21 protein-coding genes are annotated in these 21,325 nt (G+C 68.7%); 5 read left to right on the forward strand and 16 right to left on the reverse strand.

The genetic code is table 11. The features are described 5' to 3' along the window. Window positions 1-20: 20 nt before the first annotated feature. The 13 genes from ACXMYJ_RS03280 to ACXMYJ_RS03340 form a co-directional block, all read right to left on the reverse strand. Window positions 21-305 (reverse strand): acylphosphatase, encoded by a 285-nt coding sequence (locus tag ACXMYJ_RS03280; RefSeq protein WP_443186694.1) that lies wholly within the window; start codon window positions 303-305, stop codon window positions 21-23. Continuing rightward, window positions 289-714 carry an OsmC family protein gene (locus tag ACXMYJ_RS03285; RefSeq protein WP_260751437.1) on the reverse strand — a complete coding sequence of 142 codons (426 nt, stop codon included), beginning with the start codon at window positions 712-714 and terminating at the stop codon, window positions 289-291. The genes ACXMYJ_RS03280 and ACXMYJ_RS03285 overlap by 17 nt, the downstream gene beginning before the upstream one ends. Window positions 715-798: 84 nt before the next feature. Beyond that, window positions 799-1,680 carry a bifunctional DNA-formamidopyrimidine glycosylase/DNA-(apurinic or apyrimidinic site) lyase gene (gene mutM, locus ACXMYJ_RS03290; protein ID WP_460353953.1) on the reverse strand — a complete coding sequence of 294 codons (882 nt, stop codon included), beginning with the start codon at window positions 1,678-1,680 and terminating at the stop codon, window positions 799-801. Window positions 1,681-1,685: 5 nt separating this feature from the next. Further along, window positions 1,686-2,378 (reverse strand): ribonuclease III, encoded by a 693-nt coding sequence (gene rnc / locus ACXMYJ_RS03295; protein WP_260751435.1) that lies wholly within the window; start codon window positions 2,376-2,378, stop codon window positions 1,686-1,688. Beyond that, window positions 2,375-2,965, reverse strand: a complete 591-nt coding sequence (locus ACXMYJ_RS03300) for a YceD family protein (RefSeq protein WP_460353956.1) — start codon at window positions 2,963-2,965, stop codon at window positions 2,375-2,377. The genes rnc and ACXMYJ_RS03300 overlap by 4 nt, the downstream gene beginning before the upstream one ends. 30 nt (window positions 2,966-2,995) lie before the next feature. Then, window positions 2,996-3,733 carry a cell division protein SepIVA gene (gene sepIVA / locus ACXMYJ_RS03305; RefSeq protein ID WP_460353959.1) on the reverse strand — a complete coding sequence of 246 codons (738 nt, stop codon included), beginning with the start codon at window positions 3,731-3,733 and terminating at the stop codon, window positions 2,996-2,998. A 148-nt stretch (window positions 3,734-3,881) separates the two neighbouring features. Next, entirely contained in the window at window positions 3,882-4,448 is a 567-nt protein-coding gene (locus tag ACXMYJ_RS03310; protein WP_460353961.1) for a hemerythrin domain-containing protein, read from the reverse strand. 85 nt (window positions 4,449-4,533) lie between these two features. Further along, window positions 4,534-5,016, reverse strand: a complete 483-nt coding sequence (gene coaD / locus ACXMYJ_RS03315; RefSeq protein ID WP_460353963.1) for a pantetheine-phosphate adenylyltransferase — start codon at window positions 5,014-5,016, stop codon at window positions 4,534-4,536. Window positions 5,017-5,027: 11 nt separating this feature from the next. After that, on the reverse strand, window positions 5,028-5,594 hold the full coding sequence (gene rsmD / locus ACXMYJ_RS03320; RefSeq protein ID WP_460354085.1) for a 16S rRNA (guanine(966)-N(2))-methyltransferase RsmD: 567 nt from the start codon (window positions 5,592-5,594) through the stop codon (window positions 5,028-5,030). Then, window positions 5,591-9,019 (reverse strand): pyruvate carboxylase, encoded by a 3,429-nt coding sequence (locus ACXMYJ_RS03325; RefSeq protein WP_460354089.1) that lies wholly within the window; start codon window positions 9,017-9,019, stop codon window positions 5,591-5,593. The genes rsmD and ACXMYJ_RS03325 overlap by 4 nt, the downstream gene beginning before the upstream one ends. 91 nt (window positions 9,020-9,110) lie before the next feature. Continuing rightward, on the reverse strand, window positions 9,111-9,746 hold the full coding sequence (locus tag ACXMYJ_RS03330) for a vitamin K epoxide reductase family protein (RefSeq protein WP_460353965.1): 636 nt from the start codon (window positions 9,744-9,746) through the stop codon (window positions 9,111-9,113). Further along, entirely contained in the window at window positions 9,743-10,516 is a 774-nt protein-coding gene (locus ACXMYJ_RS03335; protein WP_460353967.1) for a DsbA family protein, read from the reverse strand. Before ACXMYJ_RS03335 ends, ACXMYJ_RS03330 begins: the two co-directional genes overlap by 4 nt. Before the next feature lie 33 nt (window positions 10,517-10,549). After that, window positions 10,550-11,686 carry an alpha/beta hydrolase gene (locus tag ACXMYJ_RS03340; protein ID WP_460353969.1) on the reverse strand — a complete coding sequence of 379 codons (1,137 nt, stop codon included), beginning with the start codon at window positions 11,684-11,686 and terminating at the stop codon, window positions 10,550-10,552. Window positions 11,687-11,777: 91 nt separating this feature from the next. Here ACXMYJ_RS03340 and ACXMYJ_RS03345 point away from each other — a divergent pair, with 91 nt between their 5' ends. The 5 genes from ACXMYJ_RS03345 to ACXMYJ_RS03365 all read left to right on the forward strand — a co-directional run bounded on the left by ACXMYJ_RS03345 (window position 11,778) and on the right by ACXMYJ_RS03365 (window position 16,470). Continuing rightward, window positions 11,778-12,617, forward strand: coding sequence for an aldo/keto reductase (locus ACXMYJ_RS03345; RefSeq protein WP_460353971.1), 840 nt, complete (start codon window positions 11,778-11,780; stop codon window positions 12,615-12,617). Window positions 12,618-12,674: 57 nt separating this feature from the next. After that, window positions 12,675-13,214: a hypothetical protein gene (locus tag ACXMYJ_RS03350; RefSeq protein WP_460353974.1), complete on the forward strand. Its 540-nt coding sequence runs from the start codon at window positions 12,675-12,677 to the stop codon at window positions 13,212-13,214. 131 nt (window positions 13,215-13,345) lie between these two features. Continuing rightward, window positions 13,346-14,770 (forward strand): PepSY-associated TM helix domain-containing protein, encoded by a 1,425-nt coding sequence (locus ACXMYJ_RS03355; protein WP_460353977.1) that lies wholly within the window; start codon window positions 13,346-13,348, stop codon window positions 14,768-14,770. Then, window positions 14,763-15,275, forward strand: a complete 513-nt coding sequence (locus ACXMYJ_RS03360; protein WP_460353979.1) for a copper chaperone PCu(A)C — start codon at window positions 14,763-14,765, stop codon at window positions 15,273-15,275. The genes ACXMYJ_RS03355 and ACXMYJ_RS03360 overlap by 8 nt, the downstream gene beginning before the upstream one ends. Then, a complete protein-coding gene (locus ACXMYJ_RS03365) occupies window positions 15,268-16,470 on the forward strand; it encodes a Dyp-type peroxidase (RefSeq protein WP_460354092.1) in 1,203 nt (400 codons plus the stop codon). Before ACXMYJ_RS03360 ends, ACXMYJ_RS03365 begins: the two co-directional genes overlap by 8 nt. Before the next feature lie 83 nt (window positions 16,471-16,553). On the opposite strand, the gene ACXMYJ_RS03370 is transcribed toward ACXMYJ_RS03365, so the two are convergent. From ACXMYJ_RS03370 to ACXMYJ_RS03380, 3 genes are read right to left on the reverse strand one after another with little or no spacing between them, the layout of a single operon-like run. Further along, window positions 16,554-17,261: an HNH endonuclease family protein gene (locus tag ACXMYJ_RS03370; RefSeq protein WP_460353981.1), complete on the reverse strand. Its 708-nt coding sequence runs from the start codon at window positions 17,259-17,261 to the stop codon at window positions 16,554-16,556. Continuing rightward, window positions 17,258-19,555 (reverse strand): ATP-dependent DNA helicase RecG, encoded by a 2,298-nt coding sequence (gene recG / locus ACXMYJ_RS03375; protein WP_460353983.1) that lies wholly within the window; start codon window positions 19,553-19,555, stop codon window positions 17,258-17,260. Before recG ends, ACXMYJ_RS03370 begins: the two co-directional genes overlap by 4 nt. A 1-nt stretch (window position 19,556) precedes the next feature. Further along, window positions 19,557-21,200, reverse strand: a complete 1,644-nt coding sequence (locus ACXMYJ_RS03380; protein ID WP_460353986.1) for a DAK2 domain-containing protein — start codon at window positions 21,198-21,200, stop codon at window positions 19,557-19,559. Between the last annotated feature and the right edge of the window lie 125 nt (window positions 21,201-21,325).

A 21,325-nucleotide genomic window follows, 5' to 3' on the forward strand; every position in this document is an offset into this window, starting at 1 on the left:
TTACCCTACCGCCGGAAACCTCACCGCTCGGTGAAGCCCGAGATCGCGTCGGCCGGCTCGCTCCAGTCGGCGATGACCTTGTCCACCTGGCCGGGGGTCTTACCCCCTTTGAGCAGGTCAAGCAGCTGTTCGCAGGCCTGCCGCGGCCCCTGGGCCACCACCTGCACACGGCCGTCGGGTTTGTTGGCCGCGTAGCCGGTCAGGCCCAGTTCAAGCGCCCGGGAACGCGTCCACCAGCGGAAACCCACCCCTTGAACATGCCCGTGCACCCAGGCGGTGAGCCGAACATCACTTTCCGCCAACATCTTTCACCTCAGTCACCCCAAACGTCACTTCCGTCCCGCTCTTCAACGTCCGCCCCACTGTGCACACCTGATCGACGGCCCGCTCGACCACCGTGAGCAGGCGGGCCTTGTCCTGCTCGCCAAGCCCGGACAGGTCGATCTCGAGTACCTCACTGAGCAGTGGATAGCGCTCCTGCTCGCGGTCCGCGGCTCCGGACACGCTGATCGTGGCCTGATAGTCGTCGCCCAGGCGGCGGCGCAGCGGCTGGTCGCTGGACATCCCGCTGCAGGCGGCCAGCGCGATCTTCATCAGCTCACCCGGCGTGAACACGCCTTCGACGTCCTCGGAGCCGATCAGCACCTCGGCGCCCCGCGTGCTGCGCCCCGTATAACGACGCACGCCCGTGCGCTCCACCCACAGTTCGGTCACGCACTATTTGTACTACCTGCGCCGAAATCGCATTCCACGCGCGTCAAGTCGCCGGTCGAGCGCGTGGAATGCGATTTCGGCGGTTCAGGTTCGGGGACGGGGTTGGCAGCGGGGGCAGTAGAACGACGAGCGGTTCATGAACTTGTCGCGCCGCATGATCGCCCCGCACCGGCGGCACGGCTCGCCTTCGCGGCCGTAGGCGTCCAGCGAGCGGTCGAAGTAGCCGGATTCCCCGTTGACGTTGACGTAGAGCGAGTCGAACGACGTGCCGCCCTGGGCCAGCGCATCGGTCATCACGGCCGCGGCGGCGTCGAGCAACTCGGCGAGCTTGGCCCGCGACACCCCCGAGGCGAGCCGGGCGCCGTTGATCTTCGCCCGCCACAGCGCCTCGTCGGCGTAGATGTTGCCGATCCCCGAGACCACGGTCTGGTCGAGGAGCTGACGCTTGATCTCGGAGTGCTTGCGCCGCAACACCTTCACCACCGCATCGCGGTCGAAGAGCGGATCGAGCGGGTCGCGCGCGATGTGCGCGACCGGGGCGGGCACCGCGGTGCCGTCGACGGTGACCAGCTCGGCGATCATCCAGCCGCCGAAGGTGCGTTGGTCGACGAAACTCAGCGTGGTGCCGTCGTCGAGCAGTGCCGCGATGCGCAGATGATTCTCGTTCTCTATGGGCCCCAGCAGCATCTGCCCACTCATGCCCAGATGCACCACCAGCGCTGCGTCAGATTCTCTTCGCGCCAGCGGCTCATCGGTCCCGTCGCCCAGCGTCAGCCACAGGTACTTGCCCCGCCGGCCGGTTCCGGTGATCGTCGTGTCGAGCAATCGGGCGGTCAGGTCGGCGGGTCCGGCTTCGTGGCGGCGCACCGCACGGGGGTGGTGCACCCGGACCGCTGTGATCGTCTTGCCGGTGACGTGTTCGCCGAGCCCGCGCCGGACCACCTCCACCTCGGGGAGTTCAGGCATGCCGGTCAGTCACCGTTGAGGGCGTGCCACGCCGCCGCGGCCGCCTTGAGTTCGGCTTCCTTCTTCGTCCGGCCGACGCCCCTGCCGTGCTCGCTCTCCCCGACCACCACCAGCGCGGTGAACTCCTTGTCGTGGTCGGGCCCGGTGGAGGTGACGACGTACGCCGGCGCGCCCAGGCCTCGCGAGGCGGTCAGCTCCTGCAGGCTGCTCTTCCAGTCCAGACCCGCCCCGAGGGTCGGCGCGGTGTCCAGCAGCGTGCCGAACAACCGCAGGATCACCTGGCGGGCGACCTCCACGCCGTGTTCGAGATAAATTGCGCCCAAAAGAGATTCGACGCCGTCGGCGAGAATGCTGGACTTGTCGGCGCCGCCGGAGTTCTCCTCGCCCTTGCCCAGCAGCAGGTAGGCGCCCAGACCGTGCTCGGTCAGCCGGCGGCCGACGTCGGCGAGGGCCTGGGTGTTGACGATGCTGGCCCGCAACTTGGCCAGATCGCCCTCGGAGCGGTCCGGATGACGGTGGTACAGCTCTTCGGTGATGGTGAGGCCCAGCACCGAATCGCCCAGGAATTCCAGACGTTCGTTGGTCGGAACGCCACCGTTCTCGTAGGAGTAGCTGCGATGCGTCAGCGCGATGGTGAGCAGCTCACCCGGCAGTTCGACACCGAGCGCGTCGAGCAGGAGCGCACGGTCCACCGTCACGAGTCATCTCCAGGGTTCTGCTCGCGAAGCTCGGTCAGCTTCGCCCATCGCGGATCGATCTGCTCGTGGTGATGCCCCGGTTCGGCATCGGCCAACCGGACCCCGCACTCGGGGCACAGACCCGCGCAATCGGGCGTGCACACGGGCGAGAACGGCAGGGCCAACCCCACCGCGTCGGTGATCGACTGTTCCAGGTCGACGGTCTCGACGCCCCTGTTCAGGCCTACCCGCGGGACCTCGTCGGCCTCGGTGGTCTCCTCGGTCTTGCTGTCGGGATAGGCGAAAAGCTCGGTGAGATCGATGACCACCTCCCCGGTGATCGGCGTCAGGCACCGCGCGCATTCACCGGTGGTCGGGGCCGACATGGTCCCGGTGACCAGCACACCTTCGGACACCGACTGCAAGCGCAGATCCAGGTCCAGCGGCGCGCCTTCGGCCACCGCCACCAGCTCCACGCCCATCCGAGCCGGGCTCGGCACTGTCTCGTCCACCGTAATCATCGAGCCCGGTCGCCGGCCGAGCCGGGAAATGTCGATCACCAACGGCGACCGTGGTCCTCGGTGCGCTGCGTTGACGTCCGTCGCCATGCCCGTATCGTACGGTGGCCCTTCGGCGAGCTACCGGGCCGCGTAGTCGTGCGTGCCGGCGGCGGTGCGCAGCTGGTGGCGTCCACGACCGACCGACCGCAGCGTGCCGTTGAGGAAATCCTCGAACTCGGCCAGCTTGCTGTCGACGTAGATGTCGCACTCGCCGCGCAGCCGGTCGGCCTCGGCGTGCGCGGAGTCGATCATCCGGGTCGCCTCGGCGGTGGCGGTGGCCACCACCTCAGTCTGGGACACCAAACGCTGCTGCTCTTTGATGCCCTCCTGCACGGCCTTCTCGTAGGCGAGGTTGCCGCTCTCGATCAGCCGGTCCGCCTCGGACTTGGCGCGTCCGGTGCTGGCCTCGTACTCGCGTTTGGCAGTCGCCGCGATGCGGGCGGCCTCCTCCCTGGCCTCGGTCACCATGCGCTCGCTGTGCGCACGCGCCTCGGCGACCATGCGGTCGGCCTGGGATTTGGCATCGGCGAGTAGCCGGTCCGCCTCGGCCCGGGCGTGGTTGACCATCGAATCCGCCTCGGCATTGGCCGTCGACACGGTGGACTCGGCGTGCTCCTTCGCCTCACGCAGCAGGGAGTCCCTCGCGTCCAGGACGTCCTGCGCGTCGTCGAGCTCACCGGGGATCGCGTCCTTGATGTCGTCGATCAACTCCAGGACGTCCCCGCGCGGCACCACACAGCCCGCCGTCATCGGCACACCGCGGGCTTCTTCGACGATCGCACCCAACTCATCGAGAGCTTCGAACACTCGGTACACGGCGACACCCTCCAGGCGTAGTTGTTAGTTACCAGTGTGCCTGGTGTTACGCCTGTGACTGGGCTTCCGTTGCCGGTGTGTCGCAGACGAGGCTCGACTGGCATCCGTCCGCGTGAATTATGTCAACCAGCCGGACACGGGGCCAATGTCAGCGCAAGGCCGACCCGATCGCGTCGCGGGCACGGTCCAGCATCGACGCGAACGGTCCGACCGCGAAATTGAGCTTGGCCGATTCCACCCCGGGGTGCGGTCGGGTCGGCGCGATCGCCTCGGCGGCACGCACCGCCCCTGCCAGGCTCTTGAGCTCGTCGGCGTCGAGTTCACGCTTGAGCTTGGTGAACTCCTCGCTCTCCTCACGCTCGGCATGCTCGAGCACGGCGTCGCGGAACTTCGTCAGCTCGGTGAGAAACTCCTCGGACGCGATGTCGAGCTTCTCCAGTGCGACCAGCTGCTCCTTGGCCTCATGTTCCTCGCGCAGGCGGGCATCGACGATCTCGTCACCGGATTCCACCTCCCGCCGGGCTCGTGGATGAATCACCATCTCCTCGGCGGTCTCGTGTACGGCGAGCAGCTGACGCAGATCGGTGAACGCCTTCTCGCGCGCCTTGTCTTCAGACGCGTGGAGCACGTCGTCGAACATGTCCTTGATCAGGTTGTGCTGATCCCTCAGAAACGCGACGACGTCGTCGGTGGATTGAACGAATGTCTCAGGCACGGTCGGCACCTCCGTGTGACGGGCTGAATGGCCGGTGCTCAAGGGCTGCACACCGGTTCCCTGTGCGTACCCGCGCGCGGGTGACTCAACCCCGCTCGGCGAGCCTGGCCTTCAGCCGTGCGTTCACCGGCTCCGGCAGCAGTTCCGAGACGTCACCGCCGAGCATCGCCACCTCCTTGGCCAGCGACGACGACACGAACGAGTAGCGCGGTGTGGTGGCGACGAAGAACGTGTCGACTCCGGCGACGTGCCGGTTCATCTGCGCCATCTGCAGCTCGTACTCGAAGTCGGTGCCGGTGCGTAGGCCCTTCACGATGGCGGTCAGCCCGCGCTCCTTGACGAAGTCGACGATCAGCCCCTGCCCCGACTCGACGCGCAGGTTGGGCAGGTGGGTGGTCGACTCCTCGATGAGCGCGATGCGCTCGTCGTGGGTGAACAGCCCGGACTTGTTCGGGTTCACCATCACCGCGACCACGACCTCGTCGAACTGCGCCGCGGCACGCTCGAAGACGTCGATGTGACCGAGGGTCACCGGATCGAAGGATCCCGGGCACACCGCTCCACTCATGTCGGTCGACGCTAGCAGCGTTGCGCGGCCTCGACGCGGGTGTCCCCGTAGCGGCGGGGCTTCCATACCGACCACCCATCCGGCCAGGCGATGTCGCGGCCCGATGCGGGACGTTCCACCACGACGACCGTGCCTGGCGCGGTCCACCCGGCCGCGACCAGCGACCGCAGGACGTCGTCGACTTGTGCGGCGTCGATCTCGTAGGGCGGGTCGGCCAGCACCAGATCCACCGGCCGGGGTGCGCCCGCGGACAGGACCGACGACACCGTGCCGCGCCGCACGTCCGCGTGGCGAACCCCCAGCCCGGCGATGTTCTGCTCGATCACCGCCGCGGCCCTGGCATCGGACTCGACGAACAGCGCCGACGCCGCTCCGCGCGACAACGCCTCAAGGCCCAGCGCACCCGAACCGGCGTACAGGTCGAGCACGCGCAGGCCGGCGAAGTCGATCCTCGCCGACAGGACGTTGAACAACGACTCGCGCACCCGGTCGGTCGTCGGCCGCGTGCCCCGGCCCGACCGTTGCTGCGGCACCGCGATGCGCCGACCGCCGAACTTCCCGGCGACGATCCGGGTCAGGATGCGTCCCCGGTCGCTTCACTCTTCCCCGCCGAACCGATCACCACCAGCAGATCTCCGCCCTCGACCTGAGCGGTGGCCGACACCGCGATCCGGGCGACCGTGCCCGCCTTCGGCGCGGTGATCGCGGCCTCCATCTTCATCGCCTCAATGGTCGCGATGGTCTGGCCCGCCTCGACCGTGTCCCCCTCCCCGACGCTGACGGTGACCACGCCGGCAAAGGGTGCGGCCACATGGTCGGAATTGGTGCGGTCGGCTTTCTCGGCGGTGGGCACGTCGCTGGCGACACTGCGGTCGCGGACCACCACCGGCCGCAGCTGCCCGTTGATGATGCACATCACGGTGCGCATGCCCCGCTCGTCGGCATCGGAGATCGCCTCGAGGCCGATCAGCAGTTCCACGCCCCGTTCCAGGGTGACGCGGTGCTCGTCCCCGTGGCGCAACCCGTAGAAGAACTGGTTGGCCGACAGGCTCGACGTGTCGCCGTAAAGCTCGCGGTGCGCCTCGAATTCCTTCGTGGGACCGGGGAACAGCAGCCTGTTCAGCGTTGCCTGCCTGGTCGGGCCCGCGTCGGCCAGCGCCGCGGTGTCCTCGTCACTGAGTTCGGCAGGCGGCTTGGCCGGCGCCCGACCGGCCAGTGCCTTGGACCGCAACGGTTCCGGCCACCCGCCGGGAGGATCTCCCAGCTCGCCGCGCAGGAAGCCGATCACCGAGTCCGGAATGTCGAAACGAGCCGGGTCCTCGGCGAATTCGTCGGCCGACACGCCGGCGCCGACGAGCGCCAGGGCCAGATCGCCGACCACCTTCGACGACGGTGTCACCTTGACCAGCCGGCCCAGGATCCGGTCGGCCGCCGCGTAACTCGCCTCGATCTCCTCGAAGCGGTCCCCCAGCCCCAGCGCGATCGCCTGCTGACGCAAATTCGACAACTGACCGCCCGGGATCTCGTGGCGGTAGACCCGGCCGGTGGGAGTCGGCGGACCGGCCGCGGCGACATCGAAGGGCGCGTACACCTTTCGCAGCGCCTCCCAGTACGGCTCCAGATCGCACACCGCCGACAACGACAGCCCGGTGTCGAACTCGGTGTGCGCGGTGGCCGCCACGATCGAACTCAGCGCAGGCTGGCTGGTCGTGCCCGCCAGCGGCGCCGACGCGCCGTCGACCGCACTGGCGCCGGCCTGCCACGCCGCCAGGTACGTGGCGAGCTGACCGCCCGGGGTGTCATGGGTGTGGACGTGCACAGGCAGGTCGAAGCGACTACGCAGCGCGCTGACCAACTGCGCCGCCGCCTGCGGGCGTAGCAGTCCGGCCATGTCCTTGATCCCGAGCACATGCGCGCCCGCGTCGACGATCTGCTCGGCGAGCTTGAGGTAGTAGTCCAGCGTGTAGAGGTTCTCGCCCGGATCGGACAGGTCCCCGGTGTAGGACATCGCGACCTCGGCGACCGCCGTGCCCGTCTCGCGGACCGCATCGATCGCCGGCCGCATCGAGTCGACATTGTTGAGCGCGTCGAAGATCCGGTAGATGTCGATGCCCGTCGCGGTTGCCTCCTGCACGAACGCATGGGTCACCGACTCCGGGTACGGGGTGTAACCGACGGTGTTGCGGCCCCGCAGCAGCATCTGCAGACAGATGTTGGGCACCGCCTCACGCAGAGCGGCCAGCCGCTCCCACGGATCCTCTTTGAGGAACCGCAGCGCCACGTCATAAGTGGCGCCGCCCCAGCACTCGATGGAGAGCAGCTGCGGAGTCATCCGCGCGATGTAGGGCGCCACCATCAGCAGACCGGACGTGCGAATCCTGGTGGCCAGCAACGATTGATGTGCGTCGCGGAAGGTCGTGTCGGTGACGCCGACCGCCTTGGACTCACGCATCCAGCGCGCGAACGCCTCCGGTCCGACCTCGGAGAGCAGATGCTTGCTGCCCCGCGGCGGCATCGAGTCCAGGTCGATCGGCGGCAGCTTGTCGTGCGGATACACCGTCGACGGCCGGGGCCCGTGCGGCTGATTGACCGTGACGTCGGCCAGATAGTTCAGGATCTTGGTGCCGCGGTCGGCGGGTGAGCGTGCGGTGAGCAGATACGGGCGTTCGTCGATGAAGGACGTGTTGACGCGTCCGGCGCGGAAGTCCGGGTCGTCGATCACCGCCTGCAGGAACGGGATGTTCGTCGACACCCCGCGCACCCTGAACTCTGCGAGCGCGCGGTGGGCCCGGGCCACTGCGGTGTCGAAATCCCTTCCGCGACATGTCAGTTTGACCAGCATCGAGTCGAAATGCGCACCGATCTCTGCGCCCAGGTGCGCACCACCGTCGAGACGGATGCCGGCGCCGCCCGGTGACCGGTAGGCGGTGATCCGCCCGGTGTCGGGCCGAAACCCGTTGGCGGGGTCCTCGGTGGTGATCCGGCACTGCATCGCGAATCCCCGTGGCGCCGTCAACATCTCCTGGCTCAGCCCGAGATCGCCGAGCGTCTCCCCCGAGGCGATCCGCAACTGGCTGGAGACCAGGTCGACGTCGGTGATCTCCTCGGTGACGGTGTGTTCGACCTGGATGCGTGGATTGCATTCGATGAACACGTGGTGGCCGCGTTCGTCGAGCAGAAACTCCACGGTGCCCGCGCAGGAGTAGTCGATCTCCCGCGCGAACGCGACGGCGTCGTCGCAGATCTTCTGCCGCAGCTCCGGGGACAGGTTCGGCGCCGGCGCCAGCTCGATGACCTTCTGGTGACGGCGCTGCACGCTGCAGTCCCGTTCGAACAGATGCATCACGTTGCCGTCGTTGTCGGCGAGAATCTGCACCTCGATGTGACGCGGGTTGAGTACCGCCTGCTCGAGGTAGACATTCGGGTCGCCGAACGCGGACTCGGCTTCCCGGCTGGCGGCTTCCACCGCCTCGGCCAGCGCGTCCCGGTCGGCGACGCGGCGCATGCCCCGGCCGCCGCCGCCGGACACGGCCTTGACGAACAGCGGGAACTCCATCCCCTGGGCCGCCTCGACGAGTTGCTCGACCGACGACGAGGGTACCGACGACGTCAGGACCGGCAGGCCGGCCGCGCGCGCTGCCTCGATGGCACGCGCCTTGTTCCCGGTCAACTCCAGCACACCGGCGCTGGGGCCCACGAATGTGATGCCCGCCGCGGCGCACGACGCGGCCAGTTCCGGGTTCTCCGACAGGAAACCGTAGCCGGGGTACACCGCGTCACACCCGGCCTGCACGGCCACCCGCATGATCTCGTCGACAGACAGGTAGGCCCGGACAGGATGCCCGACCTCGCCGATCTGATAGGACTCGTCGGCCTTCAACCGGTGCAGCGAATTGCGATCTTCGTATGGATACACCGCCACCGTCGCGATGCCCATCTCATAGGCCGCGCGGAACGCGCGGATCGCGATCTCACCACGGTTGGCGACGAGGACTTTGGAGATCTGACCGGCCACGGTTCACCTTAACCTCGCAGGTCAGTCTCACAGGAACCGCATGCGGGATGTGATCGGATCACGACGGCGGCGCCGTGGGTCAGATGAGGGTGGACCAGTAGTTCCAGAAGCGCTCGAGGATCAGCAGCAGCACCGCGGTGAACCACAGCGTCACCAGTGACCAGCGCCAGGTGTGCAGTGCACGGATCACGCCGCTGTTGCTGCGCTGCGGCTGGACCGCGATCGAGGCGGCCACCACCAGCAGCGGGATCGTGACCGCCCACACCACCATGCAGTACGGGCACAGTGCACCGATGCGGTACAGGCTCTGAAAGATCAGCCAGTGCACGAAGACCGTGCCGGCCAGGGTGCCCACGGCCAGGCCTGCCCAATACCACCGGCCAAGCCCGACCTTCGCCAGCGCGAGGACACCGGTGACGACGACGACGGAGAACGCCACGATGCCGATCAGCGGGTTCGGGAAACCGAACAGTGACGCCTGCGGGGTGACCATCACCGACCCGCACGACAGCACCGGGTTGATGCTGCAGGAGGGCACGTAGCTCGGGTCGATCAGCAGTTCGATCTTTTCGACCGTCAGGGTCAGCGCGGCGGCGAGCCCGACCACTCCGGCGATGAGCACCCACAGCGCGGATGCCCGCGGAACCTCGACCGCGGCCGGCCGGTCGACCGACGGATCGGGGTAGTCGACGGACCCGGCCATGGTCGCGGTCATGACGCCGGGACGGGTTGCGGGGCGGGCGCCGGCGGTGCGGCTTCCAGCCCGGGCACGTCGCCGACGATCTCCTTGACCTTGGCGACCAGCGCGTCGGGGGTGCTGTACTGGTAGTCCTCGCCGTTGATGCGGACCGACGGTGTGGACTTGATGCCCGTCGCCGCAGCAAGGCCGGCCACCATGTCGACGTAGGTCCCCTTGTTGATGCAGTCCGCCACCCCGCCGGAGGCACCGGACTGACGCGCGATCTCGATGAGGCGGGCGTTGTCCGGGTAGACCGCGCCGGTCTCACCGGGTTGCTGGGCGTAGAGCGCTGCATGGAAGCGGCGGAACGCGTCGATCGACTCATCGGCGACGCAGTACGCGGCGCCACCGGCGCGCGACGGGTAGTTGTTGTTCTGCGGCCGGTCGAGGATGGCGACCATGTAGTAGTCGGCCGCGATCGCGCCGGAGTCGATGAGCTTGCCGATCGTAGGACCGAACTGCTGCTCGAAGGCGCCGCAGTGCGGGCAGAGGAAGTCTTCGTAGAGGCTCAGGACGGCCTTGGGCTCGTCGGTGCCTTCCTTTTTGATCAGGCTGCTCGATTCGACCCGAATGGCCCGGGACTCACCGGCGGTGGGCTTGTCGTCGGCGGAGAGCACGATGTACAGCACCAAAGTGACCGCGAAGATCACCACGACGGCGGTCAGACCGATCTGGACGAGCAGGTTGCGCTTACGGTCGGCTGCCTTCAGGTCGTATCGCGCGTTCTTCTTGGGTTTGGTGGCCACGGGTCTCAGAGTACCGGCGTCGCCGGCCCCCCTTCAGTGGGCGCGGGTCAAATGCGCACGCATCGCCGAGATGAGGTCGCCGGTGGCGGCCGCGCTGGCACCGCCGAGCGGGAAGAAGTTCGCGAAGCCGTGGATCAGCGAACCGTATTCGCGGTAGTCCACGGGCGTGCCGGCGGTGCGCAGCGCGTCGGCGTAATGCCGGCCCTCGTCGCGCAGCGGGTCGAAGCCGGCGGTCGCGACCAGTGCCGGCGACAACCCGGACAGGTCGCCGGCCCGCAGCGGTGACACCCGGGCGTCGGTGCCTTCGAGCTGCGCCTCCCCGAGGAATCGCTCGCTGAACCAGTCCATGTCCCGCTTGGTCAGGAAGAAGCCGCGGGCGAACAGCGTCTTGGACCTGGTCTCGCTCTGGTAGTCGGTCACCGGGTACAGCAGCAACTGCAGGGCGGGCCGCGGCGCGCCCTCGTCCCGGGCCCGGATCGCGACCAGCGCGGACAGATTCGCGCCCGCACTGTCACCGCCGACGGCCACCCGGCCCGGGTCGGCGCCGAAGTCGGCGGCGTGCTCGCGTGCCCACAGGTAGGAGGCGTAGGCATCCTCGGCTCCGGCGGGTGCCGGATGCTCCGGCGCCAGGCGGTAGTCCACGGACAGCACGTGTACGCCGCCGGTGCGGCAGATCTCCCGGCACAGGTCGTCGTGGCTGTCGATGCTGCCGATCACGTGGCCGCCGCCGTGGAAGAACACCAGCAGCGGCGCCTCGGGCAGATCGGTGCGGTAATGCCGCGCCTTGCGGGGGCCGTCGGCCCCGTCGACCGTGAGGTCTGTCACGGCCGCGACCGGGATCCGCTTCGCGAAGCTGCTCGCGAGCTGTTCCAGTTGCCGCCGGGCGGCCACGTGGTCGTCGTCGGCCACCAACCCGTCGAGCCCGAGCAGATGCTGGCCGGCGAGCATCAGCTGCATCGTGGTGTCGAGGGTGTTCCCGTCGAGCGTGATCGAGCGTCCACCCAGCAGAATCCGCTTGACGGAGTCGGGGATCCGCGGCATCCCGCGCAACGTGACACCGGCGATCCTGTTCGCCAGCACGTCACTGCTCGGCCCCGCGACGCCGAGTTTGCGACGCACCTGCGGCTGTGCTGATCGGTCGGCGACGGGGTCCGTCACGGTTTCGGTCACGGTTGCTCCTCGTGGTGTGGCGCTGATTAGGCCGGTACAGATGGCGGCAATATAGTCTTCGCCAGCATTCCACTTCAGAAAAGAAGGTGACATGACGTCGGCGGCAGCTATCCCCACCGTCACACTCAACGACGACAACACCATGCCGGTGATCGGCCTCGGTGTGGGTGAGTTGTCGGAGGCCGAGGCCGAGCAGTCCGTGCTGGCGGCGTTGGAGGCCGGCTACCGGCTGATCGACACCGCAGCCGCGTACAGCAACGAAGCCGCCGTCGGGCGCGCGGTCGCACAGTCCGGGGTGCCGCGCGAGGAGCTGTTCATCACGACCAAGCTCGCCACCGAGGAACTCGGCTTCCAGTCCTCCCAGGACGCCATCAGGGCGAGCCTGGAGCGTCTGGGTCTGGAGTACGTCGACCTGTACCTGATCCACTGGCCCGCGGGCGAGCAGGGCAAGTACATCGACAGTTGGGGCGGGCTGATGAAGTCCAAAGAGGTCGGCTTGGCTCGTTCGATCGGGGTGAGCAACTTTTCCGCCCACCACCTCGACGACGTCATCGGCTTGTCGTTCTTCACGCCGGCGGTCAACCAGATCGAGCTGCACCCGCTGCTCAACCAGGCCGAATTGCGGGCGGTCAACGCCGAGCACGGCATCGTGACCGAGGCCTACGGCCCGTTCGGTGTGGGCCGCCTGCTGAGCAACAGCGTGGTGACCGGCATCGCCGACGCGCACGGCAGGACACCGGCGCAGGTGCTGCTGCGCTGGAGCCTGCAACTCGGCAACGTCGTGATCTCGCGGTCGAGCTCGCCGGAGCGCATCACGTCGAACCTCGACGTGTTCGGCTTCGAGCTCGACGACGAGCAGATGAACGCCCTCAACGCGCTCGACGAAGGCACCCGGTTCCGCCCGGACCCCGAGACCTACGCCGGCTCCTAACGGGCAACCGTCCAGCGATGGCCGACTTCGGCGAACCCGAGCGGTAGGGTCTGCCGCATGCGTACGCCGAGAGCGCGTGCCCGAGGGCTTCGCGGAGCCCTGATCGGGCTCTCGTCGGCGACGCTCACATCCGGCGCCCACCTCGCGGCGGGCGGAAGCTTCCCGCGCGGCGGCGCTTTGATACTCGCCGTGCTGATCTGCGCGACGGTCGGGGCGCTCTCGGCCACTGTCCGTGTCGAGGGACGAGCAGCGAGTTGGGCCGCCACCACGGCCGCCCTGGCCTTCGCCCAGGTTCTGGGGCACGTGGCGCTGACCGTGACAAGCCATCACCACGGCGGTGACGGGCTCGTACCCGGCACGCTGATGACGGCCGTGCATCTCGGCGCGGCGGTCACGCTCGGCGGCGCGATCGCCGCGGCGGAATATCTGTACATCGTCTGCGCTTCGGTGCTGTGCTGGCTGCGGCTCTTCGCCGGCCGCGCCCCCCGCCCTGTTCCGCGCGCCAGGCGCCGGACGACGAAAGTGGTTGTGGCCCGGCCTGTTCTGGCTACCGGGTTGGGGATGCGGGCCCCGCCTCGGGGTGTCGCGACCGCCTGACGGTCGCCCTCGCTCTCACCCCATTTCCTTGTGCGCCGCAGCGGTTGCGCTGCGGTCTTCATGTGCCCACCGGTGCCGCGTCGTGCGCACCGGATGGCGCGTGTGCGCACTGACCCGTAAAGGCCTCACCGATGCCCCTTCCCGAGAACACCCTCGACCCGTCTGATGACCTGTCCCTGCCTCAGGCGATTCCCCAGCGCCGATGGCGGGCGCTGGCCACTCGGCTCCATTTCTACGCAGGGGTGCTGGTGGCGCCGCTTCTCGTGGTCGCCGCCGTCACCGGCGCGTTGTATGCACTGGCGCCCACCGTCGAAAAGTGGTTCTACCGCGACGTTCTGACCGTCGATTCCGGCGACGTCGCGCTGCCCTTGGACCAACAGATCACCGCTGCGCGCTCGGCGTTCCCCGACCTTGACGCGACCGGGCTGCGGCCGCCGGCCACGGCGACCGAGTCCACCCGCGTCTACTTCGCCGACCCCGGGCTGGCCGAGGACATGCTGCGAGCGGTGTTCGTCGACCCGTACACCGGGCAGGTCCTCGGCGATCTGCCCACGTGGTTCGGATACCTGCCGGTGAGCACGTGGCTCGATGGCCTGCACCGCCATCTCAATCTCGGCGAGCCCGGCCGCATCTACAGCGAGACCGCTGCATCCTGGCTCTGGGTGATCGCGCTCGGGGGCCTGTTTCTATGGCTGGCGAAGGCCTCGGACGACCGCCGCCGCGGCCGCACCGCACGGATCCTGACCGTGGATCGCGGCGGGCGCGGGCGCTCCCGCACCCTGAACTGGCACGGCGCCACGGGTGTGTGGCTGCTCGCCGGGCTGCTGTTTCTGTCCGCCACCGGGATCACCTGGTCCACCTACGCCGGCGCCCACGTCAGCGACATCCGCACAGCACTGAACTGGCAACGCCCGCAACTGGATTCCACACTGCCGACCACGGATGGGCATTCCGGACACGACGGGCACCAGGCGGGCGGCCCGGTACCCGCACCGACGCCGATCGACTACGACGCCGCACTCGACGCCGCGGCCGGTGCCGGCGTCCACCTCCCGGTGGAAGTCAGCGTGCCCGCCGACCACGGCCAGGGCATCACCGTGACCGAGATCGACAAGCCGTACCGGTTGACCACCAACTCCGCCGTGGTCGACCCCGGCAGCAACGCGGTCACCGCGCGCATCGACTACTGGCGCGACTACGCGTTGGTCGCGAAGCTCGCCGACTGGGGCATCCGCGCGCACATGGGCATGTTGTTCGGACTGCTCAACCAGTTGCTGTTGCTGGGCGTCGCGGTGGGTCTGCTTACCGTGATCGTCCGCGGCTACCGGATGTGGTGGCACCGCAGGCCTACGCGCGGCTCCGCCTGGGCCGTTGGCCGACCTCCGTTGGGCGGAGGGCTACGGTCGCTCCCCCTGCCCGCGACGTGCGCAGTCATCGTGACCGCCGTGGCCGTCGGGTGGTTCCTACCGACGCTCGGACTCACCCTGGCCGCGTTCGTCGCGGTCGACACTGTCATCGGCACCACCAAACGACGTAAGGCGGAACACCATGTTTGACAGACGATTCGGTATCACCCTGGCGGCACTGGTGATCTCGGTGTCGACCGCCTACACGTCGACGGGTCATGACGCAGATGCGACGATGGCTTCGCGAGTCACCGTCGAGGACCAGTGGGCACGTGCGGCGGACACCGGCATGACGGCGGTGTTCGGAACGTTGACCAACACCGGCGGCGCAGAAGTGCACATCGTCGGCGCGGAATCGCCCTCGGCCGCGCGGGTGGAGATCCACGAGATCGCCCGCAGCGGCGACGGCGCCAACACCATGCGGCCCAAGGCAGGCGGGATTACGATCGCGCCGGGCCGCAGTCATGAACTGGCGCCCGGCGGCGACCACTTGATGCTGATGGACCTCGCCGGTCCGCTGCGCCCGGGCACCGACGTGGAGGTCACCGTCGCGTTCGGCGATGGCTCCACCCTGCCCGTCACCGCGCAGGTCCGCGATTTCTCCGGGGCCGACGAGGAGTACTCCTCCGGTGACCACCAACACGGTCATGGCTGACCGGCGGCATCCCCTGGTCAGCAGGCGTCGCCTGCTGACCGGGGGTGCCGCACTGGCCGGTGCGGCATCCCTGACCGGGTGCGCACCCGTAGAACCGGCAAGTCCGCCAACAGGATTCGGCAGTGAGACGATTCCGTTTCACGGTCCGCACCAGGCGGGAGTCGGCACGGATCCCCAGGCCCACGCCCTGTTCGTGGCGTTGGACCTCGTTCCCACCCACGGGCGTGACCTTCGCGAGACGCTCGCCGCGGTCCTCAAGCTGTGGAGCGCGGACGCCGCACGCCTGACCCAGGGGCGCCCCGCACTGGCGGACACCGAACCGGAACTGGCCCACCGGCCCGCCCGACTGACGGTCACCGTCGGTGTCGGTCCGCAGGTTTTCGGCAAGAGCGGTCTGGCGCATCGGCTCCCGAGTTCGGTCGCCGAGCTGCCGCGGTTCAGCACCGACCGCCTCGAACCGCGGTGGTGTGGCGGGGACGTTGCGCTCCAGATCTGCGCCGACGACCCACTCGTCGTCGCGCACACCGCGCGAGTGTTGTTGAAGAACGTCCGCACCATGACGACCCAGCGCTGGCGTCAGAGCGGCTTCCGTACGGCCCGGGGCGCCGACTCGTCGGGCGCCACCATGCGCAATCTGATGGGGCAGGTCGACGGCACCGTGAATCCGAGGGAGAGCGCCGATCTGGACCGTCTGGTGTGGGACGACGGCTCCTGCCAGCCGTGGTTCGCCGGCGGGACGGTGCTGGCGCTTCGCCGCATCCGTATCGAATTGGACACATGGGACGAACTCGACCGGGCCAGCAAGGAGTTGACGGTGGGCCGGCGGCTCGCCACCGGAGCGCCGCTGACCGGCTCTCACGAGAGCGACGAGCCCGATCTGGACGCCACGGAGAACGGCATCCCGGTCATTGCCCCCAATTCTCATGTGGCGTTGGCCCGACACCGATCCGACGGTGAGCAGTTCCTACGCCGGGCCTACAACTACGACGACCCTCCGTTGACCGGCACCACCGACGCCGGGCTGATCTTCGCGGCCTACCAACGCAATCCGGCACGCCAGTTCGTGCCCGTCCAGCAGAGGCTGGCCGAAGCCGATGCGCTCAACCCGTGGATCACCACGATCGGGTCGGCGGTGTTCGCGATCCTGCCCGGCGCCGCCGAGGACGGCTACCTGGGCCAGGGTTTGCTGGAATGAGCTGCGCGCGACTGCCGTCCAGTTCAGATGGCCCCTTGCATACCGTGGCTGCGGATATCGCCGGCGGCGGTTTCTCTCCTCGTTCAACCGCGCGGGCAGGTCTCTGCCGCCTCCCGCAGCACCGGCGCCGACGGCGCATCCACCGGCAGCCCGTATCCCCGCAGCACCGCGATGAATTGGATCGCGTACTGACAGTGGAACGCACCGTTGGCCGGCATCCACACCGCCGGCGGCTTGTCGCCCTTGTCCTGATTCGCCTCACCGGACACGGCCAGCAGGTTGGCCGGATCATTGGCGAACCGCTCCCTCAGCTCGTCGGTCCAGTGCCGCGCACCGAGATCCCATGCCAGCGCCAGCGGCACGATGTGGTCGATCTGCACCGAGGCGCCCACCTGGTTGCCGCGGACGAAGGCCACCGTCGCGTTGGTGTACGGGTCGCGCAGCGTCCCCGTCGCGACGGCGGTGGGGCAGCGAGAGATCGCCACGTAGGTCTTGTCGACGAGGTCACGGTCCAGGATGTCGTTGCGGGTGTCGCACCCGTTGCGCCCGCCCGGGGCGCTGGTGTCGTCGGTCCAAGACTCGCCGAAAGCCGACCGGCGGTAGTCATTTCCGCGCACCCGGGCGGGAACGGTCGGAATGCCTTCCAGCACATCGGCACCGGGGGCGACGGTCGGGATGTCCGCCACAGCGATGTGGGACGACGGCGACTGCGCAACGACGCTGACCTGGTAGGCGACGATGACGGCGAGCAGCACCGAGACCGCGAGCCACAGTGTCTGCTTACGGCTCACGACATGTCCAGGAACTGGACCCGATCGGTGTCGGTGAACGGCGCCGACAGCGTCGCCATGCCCCGGTCGTGCGGATCAGTGTCGTAGACGGTCTCGCACAGTTCCCGGGCGGCCAGGATGATCTCGAGGTGTTGGGCCAGCGACAGGAACCGCAACGTGATGGGCCGGCCGGACTGGAAGTACCCCAGCACGTCGCCCTCGCTGCGCTCCCGCAGGTCGAGATCGGCCAGGGCGAACCCGTCCAAGGTGCTCGCCACCGCCGTCAAGCGTTGTCCGGCTTTGGAATGCTGGGGCAGCCTGGTGACGAGCAGGCAGAGGCTGGGATGCTCACCGCGGCCGATGCGGCCACGCAACTGGTGCAGCTGGCTGATGCCGAAGCGGTCGGCGTCCATCACCACCATCATCGTGGCGTTGGGCACGTCGACACCGACCTCGATCACCGTCGTGCACACCAGCACGTCGATCTCACCGGCCCGGAACGCGGCCATCACCGCTTCCTTCTCATCGCCCGACAGGCGTCCGTGCATCAGGCCCAGGCGCAGGTGCTTCAGCGGGCCGCGCTGCAGCCGCTCGAACATCTCCACCACCGTGACCGGCGGCGGGCCCTGCTCGTTGCTCTGGTTCTTGGCCCTGGTGTGGGGGTCCTTCTTCCCGGCAGCCGTCTTCGGGTCGCCCCTCCCATTGCCGTCGGATTCGTCGTCGGATTTGTCGTCCTCGTCGATCCGCGAGGCGACGACGTAGGCCTGACGGCCGGCCGCGACCTCCTCGGCGATGCGGGCCCACGCGCGGTCCAACCAGGCCGGTTTCTGGGTCTGGAAGATCGTGTTGGTGCTGATGGGTTGGCGTCCGCGGGGCAGCTCGCGCAGGGTGGAGGTTTCCAGGTCGCCGTAGTAGGTGAGCGCGACGGTCCTCGGGATCGGCGTGGCGGTCATCACCAGCAGGTGCGGTGTGATGCCGACACGGGACTTGGCGCGCAACCGGTCTCGTTGCTCCACGCCGAACCGGTGCTGTTCGTCGACCACGACCATGCCCAGGTTGTCGAACTCCACGGCGTCCTGCAGAAGCGCGTGTGTGCCGATGACGATGCCGGCCGCACCGGAGGTGATCTCCCGGCGCGCATCGCGTTTCTGTTGGGCGGACATCGATCCCGTCAGCAGTGCGACCCGGGTGGCGTTGTCGGCCGCGCCGAGCTCTCCGGCCCCCGCCAGCGGTCCCAGCATCGACCGGATCGACAGAGCATGTTGGGCGGCAAGGACTTCGGTGGGCGCCAGCAGCGCGCATTGGTAGCCGGCGTCGACCATCTGGAGCATCGCCAGCAGCGACACCACGGTTTTGCCGGAACCCACCTCGCCCTGCAGCATGCGGTTCATCGGCCGGGCGCCGCCGAGTTCGGCCGAGATGACGTCGAGGACCTCGAGCTGGCCCGCGGTGAGAGCGAACGGCAGCCGCGCCGACATCGCTGCCATGAGGCCGTCGTCGCGCCGTCGTGCCGGCGGCCCTGATGCGCTGAGCTCGCCGTGCCGTCGCACCACCAGACCCCATTGCAGACCGACCGCTTCGTCGAAGGTCAGCCGCTCGATCGCGCGGGCGCGCTCCTGGGCGTCGTCGCTGCGGTGCACCGCGCGCAACGCGTCGTCCTCGGACATCAGATCGTGTTCGCGCACAAACCAATCGGGCAAGGTTTCGGGGACGGGATCGAGCACGGCCAGCATCTGGCGCACGCACGCGTAGATCTCCCAGGTCTGCACCTTGGCGGTGGCCCCGTAGATCGGGAAGAAATTCTTCTCGAACTCGGCCAGCAGCTCGTCGTCGCTGGCGTCGGTGGTGGCGGCGATCGACGTCAACGATTTGGTGCCGATCTTCTTGCCGGACGCCGAGTTCAGCACCATGAACGCCGGATGGGTCAACTGCATGGTGCCGCGGTAATAGCCGACCTCACCGGAGAGCATCACCTTGGCGCCTTCGACCAGAGTGTTCTTCAGGTACTTGGGGTTGAAGAAGGTGGCCGTCACCTTGGGCCGGCGGTCGCGCAGCGTGACGACGAGGAACTCGCGCGACGGCGGGCGTTGAGCCCGCTTCAGCTCGGCCTTCTCGATCACGTCGACGAAGGTGACGTGCTCGCCTTCGGAGAGGTCGAGCTCCTCGCCTTCGCCTCGGACGGTCATCGCGTCGCTGTATTTGCGCGGGAAGTAGCGCAGCAGATCGTTGACGGTGCGCAGCCCGAGGTGCTCTTCGAGCGATGCTGCGGCCTTCTTGCCGAGCACGAAATCCAGGCTGTCGTCGAGTTTGGCCATCTCACTCCACTCCGATCAGCACCGCGTCGACGCGGTGGCCGGTGTGGAAGGCCGCCATCTCGGTCCCCGGATGGTGGCGGTGGACGTGCCGGATCAGCGCGTCGGCGATCTCGGGATCCACACCGTCACCGGTCAGCACGGTCACCAGCTCACCTCCGGAGGCGAGCAGCAGGTCGATCAATCCCGCCGCCGCCGCCGTGAGGTCGTCGCCGACGATGACCACCTCGTCGCCGACGATGCCCAGACCGTCTCCGGGCTTGCAGGCGCCGGCCCACGTCAATGCCTCTTCGGCGGCGACGCGCACCGCGCCGTACCGAGCCGCCGCCGCGGCCCTGGCCATGGTGTAGCCGTCGTCGACGACGCGGCGTTCGGGGTCGTGGACGGCCAAGGCCGCCAGGCCCTGCACCATGGACCCGGTCGGCACCGGCACCATGTCGATCCCCCAGTCGGAGGCGACCGCGCATCCGGCGACGATCTCCTCGGCGGCGACGTACCCGTTGGGCAGCACCATCACCTGGGCGGCTCCGGTGTTGACCAGGGCATGCAGCAACTGTTGAGCGCTGACCGGCTCATCGGGGCGTGGCCGCAGCACCTCGGCGCCCTCTCCGGTGAACAGGCTTTCGGCGCCGTCCCCGTCGGCGACAGCCAGCACGGCGCGCTGCCGGCTCCAGCTGCCGGCGGCCGGCCGGTCCGCACCACCGCGCAGCGACGTGATCTGGATCCGGCTCAGGGTGCCCACCGCCAAACCCGCCTCGACCGCGGCCCCCGCATCGTCGGCGTGGACGTGGACCGAGAAGTGCCCGGGGCGGGCATCGCCGCCGAATCCCGAGGCCGCGATCGCGATCGAGTCGCCCAGTTCGTCGAGTCGGGCCCGTAGTTTCTCGACGCCCTCGGCCTGGCATCCGCTGAGCAGGTACATCACCTCGAAACCGGGACCGGTGTGCGCTGCCGGTGCCGGCGGTGGGGTTTTCGAGGGTGCATAGACGGTCCGGCGCGGCGCCTGTCCGGTCAGCGTCGCGCACAGTGCGTCGAGCAGGACCACCAGGCCGCGGCCCCCGGCGTCGACGACCCCGGCGTCGGCCAGCACGTCGAGCTGGGAGGGGGTGCGATCCAGCGCGGCTCCGGCGGCGTGGGCGCACACGGTCACCACCTCAGGCAGGTCCGCATCCGCCAGGACCGAGTCCTCGGCCGCCTCGGCCGCGTCGTGCAGGACCGAGACGATGGTTCCCGGCACGGCTTCGCCCATCGATGCGACGACGAGCGTCAGCGCGTGCCGCAGCGAAGCGCTCAGCAGCGCACCGCTGATGTCGGTGAGCACGCCTTGCCGATCTTCAGCGGCGGACGCGGTGACCTCGGCGAGGGCCCGCAGGATCTGGGACAGGATCACCCCGGAGTTGCCGCGGGCGCCGCGCAGCGCCCCGTCGGCCAGCGCCGCGGCGACTTCCGCGACGTCCGCACCGGCGTCGCAGGCGTCCGCCTGCGCCCACGCCGCACGCATCGTGAACAGCATGTTCGTCCCGGTATCCGAGTCGGCGACCGGGAACACGTTCAACCGGTTGATCTCGTCGGTGTGGCTGACCAGGTCCGCGACGGCAGCATGCGCCCAGCGCCGTAGGGCGGACGCATCGAGGCGCCGAACCGACATCCCACCTCCACACTGCTTCCGACGTCGGCGTCAGCCTAGCCAGTGGCGGGGACAGCGCCGAAGCGTGCAGGATGGCCTGTGCACAGCGCGGCCCCGGGTTTTGGTGTTCTCTACGACGGCCGGTA

Source organism: Mycobacterium sp. ZZG (genome assembly GCF_054786995.1).

Coding starts and splice junctions, on each gene's coding strand:
- coaD (WP_460353963.1), bottom strand. CDS start 5,016: ATGAGTGGAGCGGTGTGCCCGGGATCCTTCGATCCGGTGACCCTCGGT.
- ACXMYJ_RS03350 (WP_460353974.1), top strand. CDS start 12,675: ATGCGTACGCCGAGAGCGCGTGCCCGAGGGCTTCGCGGAGCCCTGATC.
- ACXMYJ_RS03345 (WP_460353971.1), top strand. CDS start 11,778: ATGACGTCGGCGGCAGCTATCCCCACCGTCACACTCAACGACGACAAC.
- ACXMYJ_RS03365 (WP_460354092.1), top strand. CDS start 15,268: ATGGCTGACCGGCGGCATCCCCTGGTCAGCAGGCGTCGCCTGCTGACC.
- ACXMYJ_RS03355 (WP_460353977.1), top strand. CDS start 13,346: ATGCCCCTTCCCGAGAACACCCTCGACCCGTCTGATGACCTGTCCCTG.
- ACXMYJ_RS03360 (WP_460353979.1), top strand. CDS start 14,763: ATGTTTGACAGACGATTCGGTATCACCCTGGCGGCACTGGTGATCTCG.
- ACXMYJ_RS03330 (WP_460353965.1), bottom strand. CDS start 9,746: ATGACCGCGACCATGGCCGGGTCCGTCGACTACCCCGATCCGTCGGTC.
- ACXMYJ_RS03280 (WP_443186694.1), bottom strand. CDS start 305: ATGTTGGCGGAAAGTGATGTTCGGCTCACCGCCTGGGTGCACGGGCAT.
- recG (WP_460353983.1), bottom strand. CDS start 19,555: ATGGCCAAACTCGACGACAGCCTGGATTTCGTGCTCGGCAAGAAGGCC.
- mutM (WP_460353953.1), bottom strand. CDS start 1,680: ATGCCTGAACTCCCCGAGGTGGAGGTGGTCCGGCGCGGGCTCGGCGAA.
- ACXMYJ_RS03300 (WP_460353956.1), bottom strand. CDS start 2,965: ATGGCGACGGACGTCAACGCAGCGCACCGAGGACCACGGTCGCCGTTG.
- ACXMYJ_RS03380 (WP_460353986.1), bottom strand. CDS start 21,200: ATGTCGGTTCGGCGCCTCGATGCGTCCGCCCTACGGCGCTGGGCGCAT.